At 33.0% G+C, this 20603-nt stretch carries 18 protein-coding genes; 16 read left to right on the top strand and 2 right to left on the bottom strand.

Features of this window, described 5'->3' with window-relative positions; translation table 11 throughout:
* Positions 1 to 188: 188 nt before the first annotated feature.
* The 10 genes from THEWI_RS08530 (at position 189) to THEWI_RS08485 (ending at position 12248) form a co-directional block, all read left to right on the top strand.
* A complete protein-coding gene (locus THEWI_RS08530) occupies positions 189 to 1832 on the top strand; it encodes a nucleoside kinase (protein ID WP_014063099.1) in 1644 nt (547 codons plus the stop codon).
* Between the two features lie 143 nt (positions 1833 to 1975).
* Positions 1976 to 3616 (top strand): methyl-accepting chemotaxis protein, encoded by a 1641-nt coding sequence (locus THEWI_RS08525; protein ID WP_014063098.1) that lies wholly within the window; start codon positions 1976 to 1978, stop codon positions 3614 to 3616.
* A gap of 143 nt (positions 3617 to 3759) precedes the next feature.
* Positions 3760 to 5100, top strand: a complete 1341-nt coding sequence (locus THEWI_RS08520) for a radical SAM/SPASM domain-containing protein (RefSeq protein WP_014063097.1) — start codon at positions 3760 to 3762, stop codon at positions 5098 to 5100.
* 56 nt (positions 5101 to 5156) lie between these two features.
* The gene (locus THEWI_RS08515; RefSeq protein WP_003870211.1) at positions 5157 to 5813 is read left to right on the top strand and encodes a helix-turn-helix domain-containing protein; all 657 of its coding nucleotides are present in this window, start codon (positions 5157 to 5159) and stop codon (positions 5811 to 5813) included.
* Positions 5814 to 5935: 122 nt separating this feature from the next.
* Positions 5936 to 6124 (top strand): ferredoxin, encoded by a 189-nt coding sequence (locus THEWI_RS08510; RefSeq protein WP_003870210.1) that lies wholly within the window; start codon positions 5936 to 5938, stop codon positions 6122 to 6124.
* Positions 6125 to 6207: 83 nt separating this feature from the next.
* On the top strand, positions 6208 to 6435 hold the full coding sequence (locus tag THEWI_RS08505) for an alpha/beta-type small acid-soluble spore protein (RefSeq protein WP_003868666.1): 228 nt from the start codon (positions 6208 to 6210) through the stop codon (positions 6433 to 6435).
* 107 nt (positions 6436 to 6542) lie between these two features.
* Positions 6543 to 8903: a Lon protease family protein gene (locus THEWI_RS08500; protein ID WP_012269149.1), complete on the top strand. Its 2361-nt coding sequence runs from the start codon at positions 6543 to 6545 to the stop codon at positions 8901 to 8903.
* Complete coding sequence (gene queG / locus THEWI_RS08495; RefSeq protein WP_014063096.1) at positions 8903 to 10027, top strand: tRNA epoxyqueuosine(34) reductase QueG; 1125 nt, start codon at positions 8903 to 8905, stop codon at positions 10025 to 10027. The genes THEWI_RS08500 and queG overlap by 1 nt, the downstream gene beginning before the upstream one ends.
* A gap of 5 nt (positions 10028 to 10032) precedes the next feature.
* Positions 10033 to 10674: an endonuclease III gene (nth, locus tag THEWI_RS08490; RefSeq protein ID WP_041589222.1), complete on the top strand. Its 642-nt coding sequence runs from the start codon at positions 10033 to 10035 to the stop codon at positions 10672 to 10674.
* Positions 10675 to 10772: 98 nt separating this feature from the next.
* Positions 10773 to 12248 (top strand): VanW family protein, encoded by a 1476-nt coding sequence (locus THEWI_RS08485; RefSeq protein ID WP_014063094.1) that lies wholly within the window; start codon positions 10773 to 10775, stop codon positions 12246 to 12248.
* A gap of 46 nt (positions 12249 to 12294) precedes the next feature.
* On the opposite strand, the gene perR is transcribed toward THEWI_RS08485, so the two are convergent.
* Positions 12295 to 12717 carry a transcriptional regulator PerR gene (gene perR / locus THEWI_RS08480; RefSeq protein WP_014063093.1) on the bottom strand — a complete coding sequence of 141 codons (423 nt, stop codon included), beginning with the start codon at positions 12715 to 12717 and terminating at the stop codon, positions 12295 to 12297.
* A 357-nt stretch (positions 12718 to 13074) separates the two neighbouring features.
* Positions 13075 to 14352, bottom strand: coding sequence for a transposase (locus THEWI_RS08475; protein WP_014062090.1), 1278 nt, complete (start codon positions 14350 to 14352; stop codon positions 13075 to 13077).
* A 196-nt stretch (positions 14353 to 14548) separates the two neighbouring features.
* Between THEWI_RS08475 and THEWI_RS08470 the strand changes: the two genes are divergently transcribed.
* The 6 genes from THEWI_RS08470 to THEWI_RS08445 all read left to right on the top strand — a co-directional run bounded on the left by THEWI_RS08470 (position 14549) and on the right by THEWI_RS08445 (position 20601).
* Positions 14549 to 15373 (top strand): Cof-type HAD-IIB family hydrolase, encoded by an 825-nt coding sequence (locus THEWI_RS08470; protein WP_014063092.1) that lies wholly within the window; start codon positions 14549 to 14551, stop codon positions 15371 to 15373.
* 18 nt (positions 15374 to 15391) lie between these two features.
* Entirely contained in the window at positions 15392 to 15664 is a 273-nt protein-coding gene (locus THEWI_RS08465; RefSeq protein ID WP_003870203.1) for an acylphosphatase, read from the top strand.
* A gap of 109 nt (positions 15665 to 15773) precedes the next feature.
* Complete coding sequence (rpoN, locus tag THEWI_RS08460) at positions 15774 to 17138, top strand: RNA polymerase factor sigma-54 (RefSeq protein ID WP_003870202.1); 1365 nt, start codon at positions 15774 to 15776, stop codon at positions 17136 to 17138.
* A 137-nt stretch (positions 17139 to 17275) separates the two neighbouring features.
* On the top strand, positions 17276 to 18298 hold the full coding sequence (locus THEWI_RS08455) for a sugar-binding transcriptional regulator (RefSeq protein WP_014063091.1): 1023 nt from the start codon (positions 17276 to 17278) through the stop codon (positions 18296 to 18298).
* Between the two features lie 48 nt (positions 18299 to 18346).
* On the top strand, positions 18347 to 19354 hold the full coding sequence (gene gap / locus THEWI_RS08450) for a type I glyceraldehyde-3-phosphate dehydrogenase (RefSeq protein ID WP_003870200.1): 1008 nt from the start codon (positions 18347 to 18349) through the stop codon (positions 19352 to 19354).
* A 65-nt stretch (positions 19355 to 19419) separates the two neighbouring features.
* Positions 19420 to 20601, top strand: coding sequence for a phosphoglycerate kinase (locus THEWI_RS08445; protein WP_014063090.1), 1182 nt, complete (start codon positions 19420 to 19422; stop codon positions 20599 to 20601).
* Positions 20602 to 20603 lie beyond the last annotated feature (2 nt).

Here is a 20603-nt window from a genome sequence, read left to right as displayed (position 1 = left end):
TTCCCCCTCCTTAAAAAATATTTTCATGCGGTATATATAATAATTCGACAAATGGGAGGGGAAATCCTACATAAAAGATAAAAAATTCAAGAGTGATAGGAAAAAAGTATGTCTGTAGAATGGCTTAAATGAAGGCTTTTGAATTTTGCACAAGTCTATTAGTATATAATCCTATTGAGGTGATTTTTATGAAAATTGCTATTGCAGGTAATATTTATAAATACCCAGGAGGGACAAAATTAGAAAATATTGCAAAAAAATTTGAACATCTTTACAATGGGATAATAGTGGCTGCGAAAGTCGATAATGAATTAGTCGATCTGAACTGCACAGTTTCAAAGGATAGCACAGTGGAGTTTGTAGATACGACGATTGAGGAAGGTACGAGGATATATAGAAGAAGTTTGACTTTTGTTTTTATTAAAGCTGTAAAAGAGCTACTTCCTGGAGCTACAGTTACTATTGAACATTCTTTAGGGAAAGGATTGTATTGCGAGATACATGGTTATTCTCTCAACAATAAAATTGTTTCTATGATTAAAAAGAGGATGGAAGAAATAATAGAGAAGGATTTAAAAATCGAAAGAAAAATGTTGCCTAAAGAAGAGGCAATAAAGCTATTTGAAAAAGAAGGATTGACTGAGAAAGTAAAATTGTTTAAAGATACTGACAAAGACAAGGTTCCTGTTTATTATTGTGATGGTACAGTGGACTTTTTCTATAGCCCTTGTGTACCTTCTACAGGGTATCTAAAAGTATTTGATATACGTTTTTATTTTCCAGGCATTATTTTAATTGCTCCAGATGTATATAATCCCCGCTCTTTGCCTGCGTTTGTGGATGTTCCAAAACTTGCTTCGATTTTTAAAGAGACAGAGGAGTGGGCAAGTATTTTAAACATAAGTTATGTTTCTTCTTTGAACGACATGATAAAACAAGGAAGAGGTAGAGATTTAATATTGGTTTCTGAAGCATTTCATGAGAAGAAAATATCCAAAATTGCAGATTATATAGCTTCAAACAAAATGATAAAAGTAGTGCTTATTGCTGGACCCTCTTCTTCAGGGAAAACCTCTTTTATTCATAGACTTAGTGTGCAGTTGAGGGTAAACGGACTAAAGCCTTTTCCGATATCATTAGACAATTATTTTGTGCCAAGAGAACTTACTCCGAAAGATGAGTTTGGAAATTACGACTTTGAGTCCATAGATGCGTTAGATTTGCCACTTTTCAATGAGCATTTAATAAAGCTTATTCAAGGGGAAGAAGTAGAAATTCCTATTTTTAACTTTAAAACAGGGGAAAGAGAGCCAGAAAGAAGAAAAGTAAAACTTGACAAAAATCAAATTATTTTGATGGAAGGGATTCACGGTCTAAATGAAAAATTGACTTTGCAAATACCTAAAGATAATAAATATAAAATATACGTGAGTGCTATTACGCAGCTAAATCTTGATGAACATAATAGAATATCTACTACTCAGACAAGATTAATAAGGCGCATGGTGAGAGATAGCCAATTCCGTTCTAGTGATGCGGCAGAGACTATAAACATGTGGCCTATGGTCAGAAAAGGAGAAGAAAAATGGATTTTCCCTTATCAAGAACAAGCGGATGTCATGTTTAACTCTTTTTTACCTTATGAGCTACCTGTATTAAAAAAATATGCAGAGCCTTTGCTTAAGAAAGTTTCCCAAGACAATCCTGCTTATTCTATCGCTAAAGAAATATTAGAGTTTTTGAGTTATTTCCTTCCATTAGAAGATGAATTAGCAATACCTCCCAATTCTATCATAAGAGAATTTATAGGCGGCAGTTGCCTTGATGTTTAAGTTTAGGAATCTTCAATGGACTCCTGCTTTATTTTGTAGAATTTTTGCAAAAAGAGAAGGAATATTTAAGGTTTTGTAGAAATAATAAGAAAAGGCTAATACCTATGTTGTAATTAATGCAACCTAAAACAGGAGGGATTTTTATGCTTAAAAGTATCAAGTTTAGGCTGTTGATGTACGGTGTTATTTTGGCGGGTGTAAACAGTATTTTAGTTGCTTTTTTTGTGACCTATTTTGCAAGTAGAAATACAGTTGTGCCTTATGTAGAGGCTTTTATTGTAACAGTTGTTATAGCTGTTTTACTTCATTGGATAATGTTCGAAAAAAGTATGATTTTAGCAGTTGAAAAAATGAAGGAAGCCATTGAGGGAATAGCAAAAGGGGATTTGACGAAAAAAATTGACATAAAAGGTGATGATGAATTTGAAACGTTAGCTAAATCTCTAAATAGCTTTTTGAATAACTTTAAAAGATTAGTTACAGAATCTCAACAAACTGCGGAACAAACAGTTGTTGGGTCAAAAAAATTAACACATGAGATTAATAACGTTACCAATGCTGCAAAAGAGATTGCTGCTGCTTTAGAAGAAATTGCAAAGGGGGCAGAAGAGCAAGCAGAAGCTGCTCAGCAAACTGCCAAGGATGCTAATCAAGCTTTTGAGTTTAATAAAGAGATTAAAAGTAAATTTAATGAAACTAAAGATTTAAGCTTTGAGATGGGAAAAGTAATAAAAGAAAATGAAGCGATTATGACTGAATTGATGAAAAGGATAGAAGAAAGTGCTAACAAGAATAAGGAATTAATTAAAGAAGTATTGGATTTAAGAGAAAGAGCAAATAAGATAACAGATATAATTGGGATGGTGAATAAAATTGCAGATCAAACAAACTTATTAGCTTTAAATGCTGCAATAGAGGCAGCAAGAGCAGGAGAACAAGGAAAAGGCTTTGCTGTGGTAGCACAGGAAGTGAGAAATCTTGCAGAGCAGTCTGCTTCTGCTGCGGGAGAAATAGTTTTACTGACTAAAAACATTCAAGAAAAAATTAAAGAAGTTTCGGGGAAATTGGAACAAGAAATTCAAAACGCGTTAGAAAATTTGTCTTATACAAATACTGCAAAAGAAAAGATAGAAAATGTAGTAAAATCTAGTAGCAGAGTTATAGAGGCGATTATGTCTGTAGACAACTTAGTAAACTCTCAATACGATAAAATTAAAGAAATTAAAGAACTCAATCACAAGATTGCAGCGGTTACACAACAAACTGCAGCAAATACCCAGGAGACATTAGCTTCTACTCAAGAACAAGTTTCTTCAATGGAAGAATTAAAAGAAATGATGGGAAAATTAAATAACTTTGCAGAAAAATTGCAGACATTAGTTAAAAAATTTTCTAGCACAGTAAAACTTACACAAGAGCAAAAAAGAAAAATTGAAGAGGCTAAAAAGATACTTCAGAGAATAATAGAAGAAAACAAGGAACAGCTGTTTGGGAATAGAGCAAAAGAGATAGTCATGGAAATAATAAAGAAATATCCAAATTTTGAGTTGGTATTTTCTATTCTAAATAATGGAGATATAAAGGCTATTTCAATGGAAGTAGGAATTTCTAATGTATATCACAGGTCTTGGTTTCAACGGGCTATTGAAGGGGAAATAACAGTGACAGAGCCTTACATTTCTTTAGCGACAAACGAAATTTGTACCACAATTGCAATTCCTGTTTACAATTCAGAGAAGAAAATAATAGGAGTTTTTGGAGGGGATGTACAATTAGGTAAATAAAATAGTACTTGTAAGCATAAAATATAATAAATATTACTTGAAATGTTATTTTTAAAGTGGTATAATGTTCTTGAAATGGAATTTTGGTTTTTTGGGTTAGTTTGATATTTTGGGATAAAAAATAAAGTAGAGGAGGAGTTATGATGAATGTGATTGACCCGCTTATCAGTGCTGTTATTAACTATGTAGAAAAAGACCCAGAGAAAAATTTAGACAAAATAGCTAATCTTCTGTCAAAAATTGCAATAATGCCCAATCATAAACAGCAAATAGAAAGTGTGAAGAGATTTTTAGATGACAAAGACAGCAATTGGTACAGATTTGCAATGAAACTTCTTAAAAATATTGACAAAAACATTATAAAAACTTTAGGTGTTAATTTCTTTATAAATGCTAGCTTGAAAGGAATTCCAAAACAAAAAGAATTAGAAAACAAATTAGATATTAACATTCCGTGGGCAATTTTGATGGATCCAACTGAGGCTTGCAATTTAAGATGTGTAGGATGCTGGGCAGGACAGTACAAACCTCACAATCTTTCTTTTGAAGTGATGGATAGAGTATGTACAGAAGCAGAAGAGCTGGGCATATATTTTATAGTTTTGTCTGGTGGAGAGCCTACTGTTAGGATGAAAGATATTATAAAGCTTGCTGAAAGACATAAAAACCAAGTATTCCACTTGTTTACCAATGGTACTTTAATTGACGAGGATATGATAAAGGAAGTTAAAAGAGTAGGCAACATTACTTTTGCAGTAAGTATTAATGGTTTTAAAGAAAGTAACGATGCAATACGTGGAAAAGGTACTTTTGATAAGATTATGAGAGCAATGGATTTGATGAGAGAAAATGGGGTGCTGTTTGGATATTCAGCTACATCTACAAGAACAAATGTAGAGGAAATTTTAAGTGATGAATTTGTAGACATGATGATAGATAAAGGAGCTGCCTTTGCTTGGTATTTTACTTATATTCCTATAGGCAGAGACCCTGATATCAGCTTCATGGTTACACCTGAACAGAGAAAGTATAGCTATGAAAGAATAAATTATATAAGGGCTACAAAGGAACTTTTTGCAATTGATTTCTGGAATGATGGCGAATACAGTGGAGGATGTATTGCAGGAGGAAGAAGGTATCTACACATAAATGCAGCGGGAGAAGTTGAGCCTTGTGCTTTTATCCATTATTCTAATGTAAATATAAATGAAGTAAGTTTATTGGAAGCATTACAGTCACCTATTATGAAAAGCTATAGAAAAAGGCAGCCATTTAATCTAAATCATCTAAGACCATGTCCACTTATTGACAATCCAGAAAAACTTTTAGAAATAGTTAGAGAATCAAAAGCAAAACACACAGAAGCCAGTGAAGCTGCTCATATAGAGAACCTCTACGATGATTTAACAGTGGTTGCTGATAATTGGGGTAAAGTAGCCGACGAAATTTTGGAGAAAAAAATGGAAATAAAAAAAGAGGCTTGACATAAATATTAAAATCCCCTATAAATTTAGATAGTATTACTTAATGGGGTGTTGAGATGCTGACAAATAGGAGGGTGGAATTTTTAAAAACACTAACTGAACTTTATGATTCAAAAGGTGAGCCCGTTCACTATACAGATGTGGCGCAGGCAATGAAAATTAGCAAATGGACAGCTTATGATATTTTAAAGGAATTAGAGAAAGGTGATTTTGTTAAGACCGAGTATTACCTTGGGGAGGAAAAAAGCCAAGGAAGATCTACTTTAAGATTTCTACCAACAGAAAAAGCTTATGAAATATTTAAAAAAGCGAATAAAGATGAATGGAATTCCCTAAGAGATACTTTGATTAAAAAAGTAAAAAATAGTAAGCCTAATTCTCTTGAGGAAATATTAAATGAGATGTTTCAGGCTACTAAGCCTATAGAATTTTGTGCATATGCTATTACTGCATTTTTACTAAAACTTAGGATGGCGGGAGGCCTTTCCATGGAGAGTATAGAAAATTTACTGGCCTCTGTTAATCCTACTTCTTCTTTAGTTTTATTTGTAGGAGCAGTATTAGGTGTTTTGTTGTACACTAAAGTAAAGAGCGATATAGACAAAAAATTGGCTGAAAACATTCAAAAATTTTATATCAATTTAAATAAACTGAATTCGCAAGATGTCAATTTACTCAATAACTTTTTGAGAGAACTCCTTGCAATTGTATAAGGCTATATGCCTTATTTTTTTGCATATTTTCAAAGAGAAAGTTAAAAACTATTGAAGCAATGGAAGGTTAATGATATAATGTATGTGTAAAATTTTACATAAAATGATTAGGAGGTAATGGTATGAAAGTTTATGTCGACCAAGACGAATGCATAGCTTGTGGGGTTTGTATAGACATGTGCCCAGATGTTTTTGACTGGAATGATGAAGGGAAATCCCATGCAATTGTAGATGAAGTTCCAGCAGATTTAGAAGATTGCGTAAGAGATGCAATGAGCTCTTGTCCTACAGAGGCAATAAAAGAAGAATAACCCGGATTTTTCCGGGTTTTTTCATACATTTTTAAAGAAGCTTTAGGGGAAAATATTGATAAAACGAAACATGGAGGGTTTTTATGGGGAAAAGAAAAAAGTTATACCCTAAAGCTGAGGATGAGTTAGATTCTTTGAAGCAAGAAGCTGCTGAAGAGCTTAATTTAGATGATGATATTGAAAAACGCGGATGGGAAAACATGACTACAAGAGAAGTGGGTAAAATAGGAGGCAATATGGTAAAGAAAATGATAAAATTTGCAGAAAAAGAAATGGATGAAAGAGACGGAAAAATTGATGAAGAAGATTAATTGGCTGGAGGATTTTCCTTCAGCCAAAATTTATTCTTTGTGTAAAAAGAGGAAAAATTGATTTGTTGGCGAATAATTATTATTAAAAAGATTGGGTGGGTGTTGTTATGGGAAAGTTGAGTTTTAACAGATTAAAAAGATATGTAAATCCAGAAGTTTTTGATTTTGACACAACTGAAGAAATCCCTCCATTAGAAGGAATAATAGGACAAGACAGAGCGAAAAAGGCAATGGAATTTGGAATTAAAATAAAACAGAAAGGTTACAACATATTTATAACAGGAATAACTGGAACTGGTAAAACTAGTTTTGCCTCCAGTTACATAAAGAAGATTGCAAGAACGGAAGAAAGGCCAAATGATTGGGTTTATGTATATAATTTTGAAAAACCTGCTCAACCAATAGCGATAGAATTACCAGCTGGAATGGGCAAGCAATTCAAAAAAGACATGGAGGATTTTGTGGAACAACTCCAAAGGGATATACCTAAAGCTTTTGAATCGGATTCTTATGATATGCAAAAGAGTGAGATAATAAAGAAATACCAAGAAAAAAAGAGTGAGCTAATGGAAGAATTAAATACGCTTGCAAAAAGTTTTGGATTTGTCTTAAAAGATACTCGCACAGGTATTATAAGCATTCCTGTTATAGAAGGAAGGCAAATAAGTCAAGAAGAGTTTCAACAGTTAGATGAAGAAGTAAGAAAGGAAATTGAAAAAAGAGCTGCAGAATTTGAAGTAAAAGCTCTTCAAATATGGAAGGAAATACAATCTATTGACAAACAAGCGAGAGATGAAATTAAAAATTTGGACAATAATATAGGTCTCTTTGCTGTAGGTCATTTGATTGAGGATTTAAAGGGGAGATATAAAGTAAATGAAAGTGTGCTAAAATATTTAGAAAGCGTCAAAAAGGACATCTTAGAAAATATTGGAAGTTTTAAGAGTACTGATGGAGAAGATATGCCATTTCCTCTTTTGATGAGGAAAGAAAAAGCCTTTTTAAAAAAGTACATGGTTAATTTGCTTGTAGACAATAGCAATACTGACGGTGCTCCAGTTGTGTTTGAGTATAATCCTAACTATAATAACATAATAGGAAGTATAGAATACGAAAGTGACTTTGGAGTTGCTACAACGGACTTTACTAAAATAAAAGCTGGAGCATTACATAGAGCAAATGGCGGTTATTTAATTTTGCAAGCAAAAGATCTGTTATCTTATGCTTATGCTTGGGATGCTTTAAAAAGGTCTTTAAAGACGGAAAAAATTATAATTGAAAATATATCTTCTCAATATGGATTTTTGTCAATTTCTTCTTTAAAACCAGAGCCTATAAAGTTGGATGTAAAGGTGATTTTAATAGGTACCCCTTATCTTTACTATTTGCTTTACAATTATGATGAGGACTTTAGCAAACTTTTTAAAATAAAAGTAGATTTTAACGAAGAGATGGAGCTAAATGAAGAAAATATGAAAAATATGGCTTCTTTTATAAAGACCCACTGTGTAGAAAACAATTTAAAGCCCTTTGACAGGGAAGGTGTTGCAAAAGTTATAGAGTATAGTACTAGACTTTCTGAGGACCAGGACAAATTAACTACCCGCTTTAACGAAATTGTGGAAGTATTGTATGAGGCAGATGCCTGGGCAGGTTTGGAAGGAAGTCAAGTAGTTACAGGAGTCCATGTTAAAAAGGCTATAGAAGAAAAAATAAAGAGGGTAAATAAGCTAGAAGAAAAAGTTTTAGAATATTTCAAAAGGGACATATATCTTGTTGATGTTGAGGGAGAAAGAGTAGGAGTTGTCAATGGATTAGCTGTTATAAATTTAGGGGATTATGAATTTGGTAAGCCTTCAAGGATAACTGTCACCACATACCCAGGGGAAGAAGGGGTTGTAAATATTGAAAGAGAATCAAAAATGAGTGGTAGAATACACGACAAAGGAGTTATGATATTGACAGGTTATTTAGGGAGTAAGTTTGCAAAAGATTTCCCTTTGACCCTCTCTGCTAGAATCGTTTTTGAACAGTCCTATGAAGGAGTAGAAGGAGATAGTGCTTCCAGTACAGAACTTTATGCACTCCTTTCCAGCCTTGCAGAAGTTTCTATAAAACAGGGAATTGCCGTAACAGGGTCAGTCAATCAATTTGGGGAGGTACAACCGGTGGGAGGAGTGACCCATAAAATAGAGGGATTTTACAAGGTTTGTAAAGAAAAAGGTTTGACAGGGGAGCAAGGAGTAATAATTCCTCATCAAAATGTCAATAATTTGGTTTTAACAGAAGAAGTTATAGAAGCAGTTAAAGAAGGGCTTTTCCACATCTACAGTGTAAAAACAATTGAAGAAGGGATAGAAATTTTGACAGGAAAAAGCTTTGAAGAAATTTACGATAAAGTTTATAGAAAGCTTAAATATTATTATGGATTATTGTCTAATAAAAAAGAAGATAAAGGGGATAAATAGTGGATTGTGTAACTAAGGAAGAGATAAAAAAATTTGCACAACAAATTGGCATTGACTTAGTAGGTTTTGCAAGTCCTGATTGTTTGAAAGAATATAACAATTTTCTAAAAGAAAGAGAAAATTTAGGCTATAGTTGTTCTATTGAGGAGAGAGATATTCAAAAAAGAATCTCTCCTGAATTTATTTTGCCTGAAGTGAAATCTATTATAGCCATAGCTTTATCATATAATGTGGAACATGAGATTAAATATTATAGTAGAAGCTATGGTATAATTTCAAGAAGCAGCTGGGGAGTAGATTATCATAAAGTTTTAAAAGAGAAGATGGAAAAACTTTCTGAATTTATAAAATCAAAATGCCAAGAAGTAAAAACAGTATGTTTAGTGGACAATAACCCGCTTTTAGAAAGAGAAATTGCTTATCATGCAGGGATAGGGTGGTTTGGGAAAAATGGGCTTATAATTAATGATGAATACGGTTCTTATATTTTTTTAGGGGAAATACTCATCAACAAATATTTTGAACCAGATGTACCGCAAAAAACTAAATGTGGGGGTTGTGATTTATGTATAAAAGCTTGTCCTACTAAGGCTATAATTGAGCCTTATATAATAGATGCCAATAAATGTTTGTCTTATATTACAGTCAAAAAAGGCAAAATAGAAGAAAAAATAGCTAAAAAAATGGGCAGAAGAATATATGGCTGTGATACTTGCCAGCAAGTGTGTCCTTTTAATAAAAGAGCAAAAAAGGTAGTAAGGCCAGAATTTGTACCGGATAAGTTACTGCCAAGACATGACTTAATAGAAATTTTAAATATGTCAAAAAAGGAATTTGCAGAAATTTTTGGACCAACTTCTTCCTCTTGGAGGGGAAAAAGTATTATAATAAGAAATGCTATAATTGCTTGTGTCAATACAAAGGAAAAAAGTTGTATAGAGCCTATAAAAAACTTGTTAAAGTCACAAAGTCCTCTTTTGAGAGGATATAGTGCATGGGCTCTTTCTCATTTGTGCGACAAAGATAAAGAAGTCGTGGTTGAAATAAAGGAAGCGTTAATTGAAGAAAAAGATGAATTTGCTAAAGAAATGATGGCAAAAGCGATAAATAGGTTAAAAGGGTGAGGAAATTGCAAATAACAAAGGAAGAAGCCTTAAAAGTCATAGAAATACTAAAAAATACTTATCCTAATGCTAAGTCAGGGCTTAAATTTACTAATCCGTTTGAGCTTTTAATTGCCACAATTTTGTCAGCGCAGTGTACAGACAAAAGAGTGAATATAATTACTGACAGGCTTTTTAAAAAGTATAAAACGCCGGAGGATTTTTTAAAGCTTACTCCTGAAGAGCTTCAAGAGGAAATAAGGGAATGTGGTTTGTATAGGAATAAATCAAAAAGTATATTAGAGACATGTAAAATTTTAAAGGAGAAATACGATAGCAAAGTGCCTGAAACTTTAGAGGAATTGATGACATTACCGGGTGTGGGGAGAAAGACTGCCAATGTAGTTTTAAGCAATGCTTTTTCCAAACAGGCTATAGCAGTGGATACTCACGTTTTTAGAGTGTCCAATCGCATAGGTCTGGCGGACAGTAAAGATGTTTTTACAACAGAGAAGCAGCTTATGGAATTAATACCAGAAAACTTATGGTCTTTATCTCACCACCTTTTAATTCATCACGGAAGAAATTTGTGCACAGCGCGAAAACCTAAATGTGATGAGTGCCCTGTAAATCATCTGTGTTTGTATTTTAAAGGAAGGAAAAATTAATATTTTCGTAACCTTTTTAAGAAATTATTAATTGTATTATAAAGCTAATTGTAATATTATACTATTGTAAATGGAAGAAAGGAATAGGAGAGAAGCAAATGCAAGCAAAGGGTGGTACTAAAAAAAATAATTATTTTTATATTGCAATTATTTTATTGCTTTTGGTTTTCTTATCATCTTCTTTTGCGTATTTTTATTTAATGCTTAATTCTAAAGTTATTGCAAAGGGGATTTTTGTAAATGGCATAAGCATAGGAGGGATGACAAAAGAGGAAGCGGTAAATTTTCTTAAAAATAAGATAAAACTTCCTTCTTTTTCCATTACAGCTAAGTATCAAGACAAAGATTTTGTTATCACATCAGAAGATATCAATTTATCTTATAGCTATCAAGAAATGGTAGATGAAGCTTACAAAATAGGTAGAGAAGGAAATCCTATTGAAAGAGTGAGAGAAATTTATGTGACAGAAAAAGAGGGAAAGTATTTTAGCTTTTATCCCAAGTACGATGAAAATAAATTAAAAGAGTTTGTTGATAAAATTTCTCAAGAGATTGATAAAGAGCCAGTTAATGCGAAAATAAAAATTACAGGAGGAGTAAAACAAATTACACCAGATGTAGAGGGTGTAAAAGTTGATAAAAAGAAAACTTTAAAAAATCTAAAACAGCTTATAGATGAATTAGTAAAAGGAAAGACAGAAAAGACAGAAGTAGAGATTGTAGCGGAGAAAGTTGAAGCAAAAATTTCAAAATCAATGTTAGAAATGATAAATGGACGAATTTCCACTTTTTCTACAGTATTTAATCTTCAAGATGTAAACCGTTCGGGGAATTTAGCAGTGGCGGCAAGAGCCGTAAATGGAACATTGCTTTTGCCAGGAGAGACTTTTTCTTTAAACAAAACTTTAGGTCCAAGAATTATAGAAAATGGTTATAAAGAGGCACCAGTGATAGTAGGAAACAAGCTTGTACCAGATCTCGGTGGAGGTGTGTGCCAAATTGCTACAACCTTGTATAATGCAATTTTACGGGCGGATATAACAATTACTGAAAGATACCATCACAGTTTTCCGGTAGCTTATGTACCACCAGGACAAGATGCTACTATTTCGGGAGATGTTTTAGATTTAAAATTTAAAAATTCTACTCAATATCCCATATATATTGAGTCCTACATAGAAGGCAACAAATTAGTAATGAACATATATGGTTATGTGAAAAATCCTTCAAGATGGATAGATATTCAGTCAGAGATTGTTGAAAAATATGAGCCTAAAATAAAATATATAGATGACCCGACCTTGCCTCAAGGAGAAGAGGTTGTGGATATACAGCCCCATACTGGCTATAAAGTCAATACATATCGTTTGATTTATGAAAATAACAAATTAGTTAAAAGAGAATTTTTATATACAGATGTGTATAAGCCAGTAGATGGAGTAATTAAAAGAGGAACTAAAAAAGTAGAAAAATCTAAACCTATAGACGAGGAAAAAAAGGATGGAAGTAGTGATTTGACTCCAGAACAAGAAAGCCCACCTCAGGATAGTGCGCTCCAGCCTACCAACCCTTAATTTCTTAAAAAAATTCCCACTTTCTATTTAAAAAGTGGGAATTTTTTTAATTGCTAAGCTTCTTTTGACAAGCAGGGCAATAACCATAAAAATATAATTTTTGTTCTACCAGTTTGTAATCTGTGTGCTTTTTCACTTCTTCTATGAGATTTTGAAGAACAGATTCATCTAAATCTTCTACTTTGCCACAGCCCAGGCATACCAAATGAGGATGTGAGTTTGTATTAGCATCATATCGGAAACTGCCTTCTCCTACGTTTAATTCTTGAATGAGCCCTATATTTTTTAAGACTTCTAAAGTTTTGTATACAGTAGCTAAACTCATTGTAGGAAAATCAGAGGCAAGCTTTTTGTATATAGTTTCTGCTGTAGGATGTTCTTTTGTATTTCTAAGCAGATTAAGTATTGCTAATCTTTGAGGTGTTACTTTAAGCCCTTTTTGTTTTAAGAGGGCAGCGGCTTCTTCCATTATATCACTCCATTTCATAAAAGATAATATTTTTCTTTTAATATTTTGTGTCTTAATTATATCTCTCTTCATTAATAATGTCAATTATTTTTGAACAAATCGACGATATGGCAATTTACAGTGATATAATGTATAATATAATTAAACACAATATAGGGATGTGCAAAATTAATTAAAATAATCACGAACAAAAACCAAAATATGTATGACATACAATATATAGTAATCAACACTGACAATCAAACATAAAGGAAGTGGTAAGGGAAAAGAAAAGACAAAAAGAGGAGCTAAAGAAGGGCATAAATATCCTGTAGAAGTCAAATGTTAAAAAATGGCATGAGCTAAATTCAGCAAAAGTTAAGCCGATTGCATTAAAGCAACAAGAGACTTAAACTCATCAAATTTACCCAGTTTAATAGCTACAATAGCGACAGTAAGCAAAGTAATATGGCCAAAAGTATTAAGGTTGCTGACAGAATTAATATTTCTAACATAAGCTTTTTCAAAATCTAGAGCTTTAAATCGAGAATTATATCTTTCTGATTCTACTCTTAGTCTATAGACAGCCTTAAAATATAGGGAGTCTCTATTAATAGAAGACCTATAATCAGAAGATATAATAGCATACTTAGTACAGCCTCTATGCTTTTTGCCATTAAAATATTTAGGATGCTTTATAGGGCAGGCAGAGTCATCTTTAGAATTACAGAACTTGCAAACAAATTTTTGCTTAATAAAACCATCAAAATACTGCTTGCCGTCTTTGAGCATTTTAATACCTGCTTCACAAACCATATAACCATCATCAGTCAGTGGGGGACTTTTAGAATTACGCTTGTTAAGAGGAATAAAACAATGACCATGGAGAGTATCTCTAACAAAATTATAAACTCTCTTAACATCATACCCCTTATCGGCAATAAAATTAACATACTTAAGGTTAAACCATTTATTAGTCTTTTCAAGTAAAGACAAAGCAACTTCAAAATCAGGGACATCAGCGGGAGTAGTAGTTTCAGCGATAGGTAATCCAGAGATAGCATCAACAATAATATGATTTTTATAGCCCCAATAAAACTTATAACGTTTATTAGAAGAATCATTAGAAGCAGAATAAACGCCTAATTTACAATCCTTATCAGACTTAGGCTGATTATCTTTAGAGAATTTATTTTTAGAAAAAGACTTAGGGTTATTTAACTTAGTGTTAGCTTTAATAGGGGTAGAGTCCATGGAAATAAACTCACCAGAGATAATGCCCATATTTTTGAGGATATTGACTTGATTTTGAAAGATAGAGGTCAAATAATCATGAGAGAACTCATTAATAAAACGGCGGAAAGTCCAATAAGAAGGAAGAGGTTTAAGGATGTTAAAGCCACAAAGATGAGCAATGATAAGATTATTGCGGAGATAATCTAAAAGGTCAGAAATTGTACCGAATCTTTCAGCTTTCATAACAATAAAAGCTCTAAACATTGCATGATGAGAATAACCCTTACGGCCAGGACTAGAGGAAGGGAATTCAGGTATTGAAGACAAGTCTAGATTTTTAAACATAGAAGAATAGAAATCAATTTTAGACAGAGAAGTAAAGAGTTCAGGTATATTTAAAAGTAATTGAAGCTGGTACATGTAGGATTTCCCCCTCCTTAAAAAATATTTTCATGCGGTATATATAATAATTCGACAAATGGGAGGGGAAATCCTACATAAAAGATAAAAAATTCAAGAGTGATAGGAAAAAAGTATGTCTGTAGAATGGCTTAAATGAAGGCTTTTGAATTTTGCACAAGTCTATTAAACACAATAAAATAAGGAGTTGAAAAGGATGCAATACAAACTAATTGCCGTCGATATGGATGATACTCTTCTAAGACATGATAAAACTATATCTAAAGAGAATATAGAAGCATTACATAAAGCTCGGGAAAAAGGAGTATATGTAGTAATATCTACAGGAAGGGTTTTTGCTTCCGCCTATGCCTACGCAGATATGATTGGTTTTAGAACTTACATAATTGCAAGTAATGGTGCTTTGATAAGGGACCCTAACAATAATACTATTTACGAAAGTATTTTAAACTATGACAGCATGGTAGAAATTATAAAGGTTTGTCAAAAGTATAATACATATTTTCAGCTTATAAGTGAAACGACAGTTTTTTCGCCAGAGATTACAAATAAATTTCAAAGATACGCTGAGTGGAATGAGCTTTTTAAAACAGAATTAAAAGTAAATGTTAAAGAGATAAAAGAGCCATTAGAAGACATAGATAAACTAAAAGACAGTGTTTTAAAAATCATAGTTTTTAATGATGATATTGAGGTATTAAAAAGCATAAGAGAAGAATTGTCAAAAAATGATTCAATCCAAATCACCAGTTCCTACATGGACAATATTGAAATTGTCAACAAAGGAGTTAGCAAAGGAAGGGCTCTTGAAATTTTGGGAGAATATTTAAGTATAAAAAAAGAAGAAATGATAGCAATAGGAGATAGTGAAAATGATATTGAAATGATCAAGTTCGCAGGGTTAGGAGTAGCAATGGAAAATGCGATTGAAGAAGTGAAAAAGGTAGCAGATTTTATAACAAAGTCTAATATGGAAGATGGTGTAAAGTACGTTATTGATAAATTTATATTAAAACAATAAAAAGAAAGGAGTATTTTTATGAAAAAAACTGTATACTTGCGCATAACCGGACATGTGCAAGGGGTGGGGCTGAGGTATTCTGTGTATCAAAAGGCAGTTTCTTTGGGAATTGCAGGTTATGCGGAAAATCTTTATGATGGCAGTGTAGAAGTTGTTGCAGAAGGGGAAGAGGAAAGTATTAAAGAATTGATAAATTTTATTAAAACAGGTTTGAGATGGGCAAAAGTAGATAATGTAGAAGAAAGATGGTCGGATTACAAAGGGGAGTATCGGGATTTCCGGATTTATTAGTTGCTCTTTTTTTTATTCAATAAAACGTTTAAATGTGATATAATAATTAAAAAATAGTTTTACTATTTTAATGAGTTAATTTATTAATAGCGATTGAGGGTGCATGAATATGAGGATGGAATTCGATTTAAAACTTCAACAAACTCAAAAACTTATAATGACTCCTGAACTAAAACAGGCTATTGAGATTTTACAATTAAATTCCTTAGAACTTAATGCTCTTATAGAACAGGAATTAGAGACTAATCCTCTTCTTGAAAAAGAAGAAGTTATCGAAGAAGATATATATGAATCTAATGATTTTACTGAGTTGGCTAAATATATACGAGAAACAGAAGAGAGAATGTATTATGATGATTCCGATGATGAAGAAATAGAAGAAGTCAATTATGAAAACTTTGTGTCCACAAAGCCTTCTTTGACTGACCACCTTTTGTTCCAACTTCACATAACCCCTGTTTCTCCTAAAATCCAGAAAATATGTGAATATATAATATTTAGTCTAAGTCCGAGTGGTTATTTGAGAGAGGATATAAAAGATATTGCGGAAATTCTGGAATGTACTGAAGAAGAGGTATTAGAAGGATTATCTATAGTTCAATCTTTTGACCCCCCAGGAATTGCAGCACGTAATTTGCAAGAATGTTTAAAACTTCAGCTTTTAGCCCAAGATAGTTACAAAGGCATTGTAAAAGAATTGGTAGACTATCATCTTGAGGAAATTGCTGAGGGGAAGTATTCATACTTAGCAAAGTTGTATAATATTTCCCTAAAAGAAGTGCAACAAGCTGTAGATTTTATAAAAAAACTCAATCCTAAACCGGGAAGCAGCTTTTCTTCTACAGCAGATGTTAGATATATTGTACCAGATGTGGAGGTAATAAAAAGAGAGGGAGAGTATTTTGTTATAGTAAACGATTCAGTCACTCCTAAGCTCAAGATTAATAATTACTATCATTCTATTTTAAATAGCCATGATGAAGAAGCTAAAAAATATATAAATTCAAAACTGCAATCAGCCATGTGGCTTATAAAGAGTTTAGAAAGTAGAAAAGAAACTTTGTATAAAGTAGTTAAAGCAATAGTGGAGTTACAAAGGGATTTTCTTGACAAAGGTATCAATTACTTAAAGCCTATGACACAAAAACAAATTGCTGATATTGTAGGTATCCATGAATCTACTGTCAGCAGAGCTATAAATGGGAAATATGTTGCGACTCCAAGAGGGCTTTTTGAACTAAAATTTTTCTTTCAATCTGGAATTTCTAATAAAAATGGGAATGAATTTTCTGCTGAAACTATTAAAAATCTCATAAAAAAATTGATCGAAGAAGAAGATCCAACAAATCCTTTAAGTGACCAGAAAATAGCGGATATTTTAAAAGAAAAAAATATTAATATTTCAAGAAGAACAGTGGCAAAATATAGAGAGGAATGCAACATTCCTTCTACTATCAAAAGAAGAAGATATTAAATGGGCATGTAAATGCCCATTTAGGCTATTGAAAAAGCTTTATTAATAGTATAAAATAGTTAATGTAAATACTTTTTATGAAATGTGGGACATTTATAGAATAACGGGACTTTAACCGTCCTGAAGAGGGAAATGGCATGAAAGATATTATAGCTTTACAACAAAAGATAGTACCAGAGTTAATAGATTTACTTCAAAAGAGATATACTATAATGCGAAACATATATTTTAATCAACCCATAGGGCGAAGGGCACTTTCACACCAGTTGAATATGGGGGAACGAATAATTAGAAGTGAGGTATCCTTTTTGAAGGCTCAAGGTTTGGTGGATATAAATCCGATGGGAATGACAATTACTAAAGAAGGAGAAGAACTTATTGAAAACCTCAAAGATTTTATTCATGAGCTTAAAGGATTAAATAACATTGAAAATCTTTTAGAAGACAAGCTACAGGTAGAAAAAGTTATAGTAGTACCAGGTGATGTTGAAGAAGACTCCATGATAAAAAAAGAGTTAGGCAAATCTGCAGCTAATTACCTAAAAACAATAATAAAATACGACAGTATAATTGCCTTAACGGGTGGCTCAACTGTCTTAGAAGTTGCAAATGGTATGCCTCAACTTTATTCCCAATCAAACATAGTAGTTGTGCCAGCCCGTGGTGGATTAGGCCGGGAAGTAGAAAAGCAGGCAAATACAATCGCTTCAATTTTAGCTAAAAAACTTGGCGGTACATACAAGATGTTGCACGTGCCGGACAATTTAGGCAAAGAGGCGGTAAAGAGTCTCATCAAAGAGCCGGATATAAAAGATGTGGTAGAAACCTTGAAAAAAGCAGATATTTTGATATTTGGAATAGGTCGCGCAGATATAATGGCAGAGAGAAGGAATTTACCACAAGATATTAGAGATTTTTTAGAAGGGAACAATGCTACAGCTGAAGCTTTAGGCTATTACTTTGATAAAGAAGGGAAAGTAGTCTATGCTACACCAAGTATTTTTCTGACTTTAGAAGACCTAAAGTTTGTTAAAAATTTAATAGCAGTATCTGGCGGAAAAGGTAAAGCAGAAGCTATTGTTTCTACTTGCAGAAGTGGCAATGTACAAGTGCTTGTCACTGATGAAGGAGCTGCTTTTGAGATTTTAAAAATTGTTTAAAACACCTTTTCAGGTGTTTATAAAATAAAAATCAAGGAGGAATACATAATGGGTGTTAAAGTTGCTATCAATGGTTTTGGAAGAATTGGAAGAAATGTATTCAGAGCTGCATTTAAGAAAAATGTTGACCTTGAATTTGTAGCTATCAACGATTTAACAGATGCAAAAACATTGGCTCATCTATTAAAATACGATTCTACTTTTGGTAAATTTGAAGGAGAAGTATCTTATACGGATGATGCGTTAATTGTAAATGGCAAGGAAATTAAAATTTTCAAAGAAACTGACCCTGCAAAGCTTCCATGGGGAGAATTAGGAGTAGACATTGTAATTGAATCCACAGGAAGATTTACAAACAAAGATGATGCTATAAAGCACATCCATGCTGGAGCTAAAAAAGTTATAATTTCTGCACCTGCTAAGAATGAGGACATAACAATTGTTATGGGTGTTAATGAAAACATGTATGACCCAGCTAACCATCATGTAATTTCAAATGCTTCTTGTACAACCAACTGCTTAGCACCAATAGCTAAGGTTATTAACGACAAATTCCGCATTAAAAAAGGTATGATGACAACAGTTCACTCTTACACAAATGACCAAAGAATACTTGACTTACCTCACAGCGATTTGAGAAGAGCAAGGTCTGCGGCTATGTCAATAATACCTACTACAACAGGTGCAGCAAAGGCTATTCACTTAGTAATTCCTGAATTAAAAGGAAAAATGAATGGTTTTGCGATGAGGGTTCCAACTCCAGACGTATCTGTTGTTGATCTTGTTGCAGAAGTTGAAGTACCTGTTACAGTTGAAGAGGTTAATGCAGCATTAAAAGAAGCTTCTGAAACATATATGAAAGGCATTTTAGGTTATTCTGAAGAGCCATTAGTTTCAATGGACTATAAAGGAGACGACAGATCTTCTATAGTTGATGCACCTCTTACAATGGTAATTGAAGGAACATTAGTGAAAGTTGTTTCTTGGTATGACAATGAATGGGGTTATTCCAACAGAGTTGTTGACCTTGCAAAATATATTGCTGACAGACTCTAAGTAATAAAGGGTCCGTGTCCTTTGTGGACCGGACCTTTAAATCCTAATATAAGGAGGTTTTTGTGATGAAAAAGACAGTGCGTGATATAGATGTGGCAGGAAAAAGAGTTTTAGTGAGAGTAGATTTTAATGTGCCTATGGATGAAAACAAAAATATAACAGATGACACTCGTATAAAAGCAGCACTTCCTACTATTGAGTATTTAATAAATCACAATGCTAAAGTAATACTGGTATCCCATTTAGGAAGACCAAAGGGCAAAGTAAATCCAGAATATTCTTTAAAACCTGTTGCAAAAAGGTTGTCAGAGCTTTTAGGCAAACAAGTCATTATGGCAGAGGATGTAATTGGAGATGATGCTAAAGCAAAAGCAGCTGCATTAAAAGAAGGAGAAGTATTGCTTTTAGAAAATGTGAGATTCCACGCAGAAGAAGAGAAAAATGACACTCAATTTGCAAAAGAGTTAGCTTCTTTAGCAGATATATATGTAAATGATGCTTTTGGCACAGCTCACAGGGCCCATGCTTCTACAGCAGGCGTTGCAGCTTATTTGCCGGCAGTATCAGGCTTTTTAATTGAAAAAGAACTTACTATTATGGGAGAAGCTTTAGAAAATCCAAAGAGACCATTTGTCGCTATATTAGGAGGAGCTAAAGTTTCTGACAAAATAGGGGTTATAACAAACCTATTAGAAAAAGTAGATAGCCTTTTAATTGGCGGTGGTATGGCTTACACCTTTATAAAGGCAAAAGGATATGAAATTGGTAAGTCGCTTTTAGAAGAGGATAAAATAGAGTTAGCTAAAGAATTAATGGAGAAGGCTAAGCAAAAAGGTGTTAATTTGATGCTTCCTGTTGATACAGTTATTGCTAAAGAATTGAAATCAGGCGTACCTTATGAAGTAGTCGATATAGACAAAATGCCTCAAGACCAAATAGGAGTAGACATTGGACCTAAGACTATTGAAGAATACTCAAAAGTGATAAAACACGCCATGACAGTAGTGTGGAATGGGCCTATGGGAGTTTTTGAAATTCCTGAGTTTGCAAAAGGTACAGAGGCTATTGCGAAAGCTTTGAGTGAATGCAAAGGTACTACTATAGTAGGCGGTGGTGATTCTGCAGCTGCTATAGAGCAATTAGGATATGCGGATAAAGTCACTCATATTTCTACTGGAGGAGGAGCTTCTCTAGAGTTTTTGGAAGGCAAAGTATTGCCAGGAATTGATGTTTTAAATGATAAGTAAAG

The sequence above is a fragment of the Thermoanaerobacter wiegelii Rt8.B1 genome, from assembly GCF_000147695.2.
GTDB lineage: Bacteria > Bacillota > Thermoanaerobacteria > Thermoanaerobacterales > Thermoanaerobacteraceae > Thermoanaerobacter > Thermoanaerobacter ethanolicus.
This window is presented reverse-complemented; position numbering and strand designations above follow the sequence as displayed.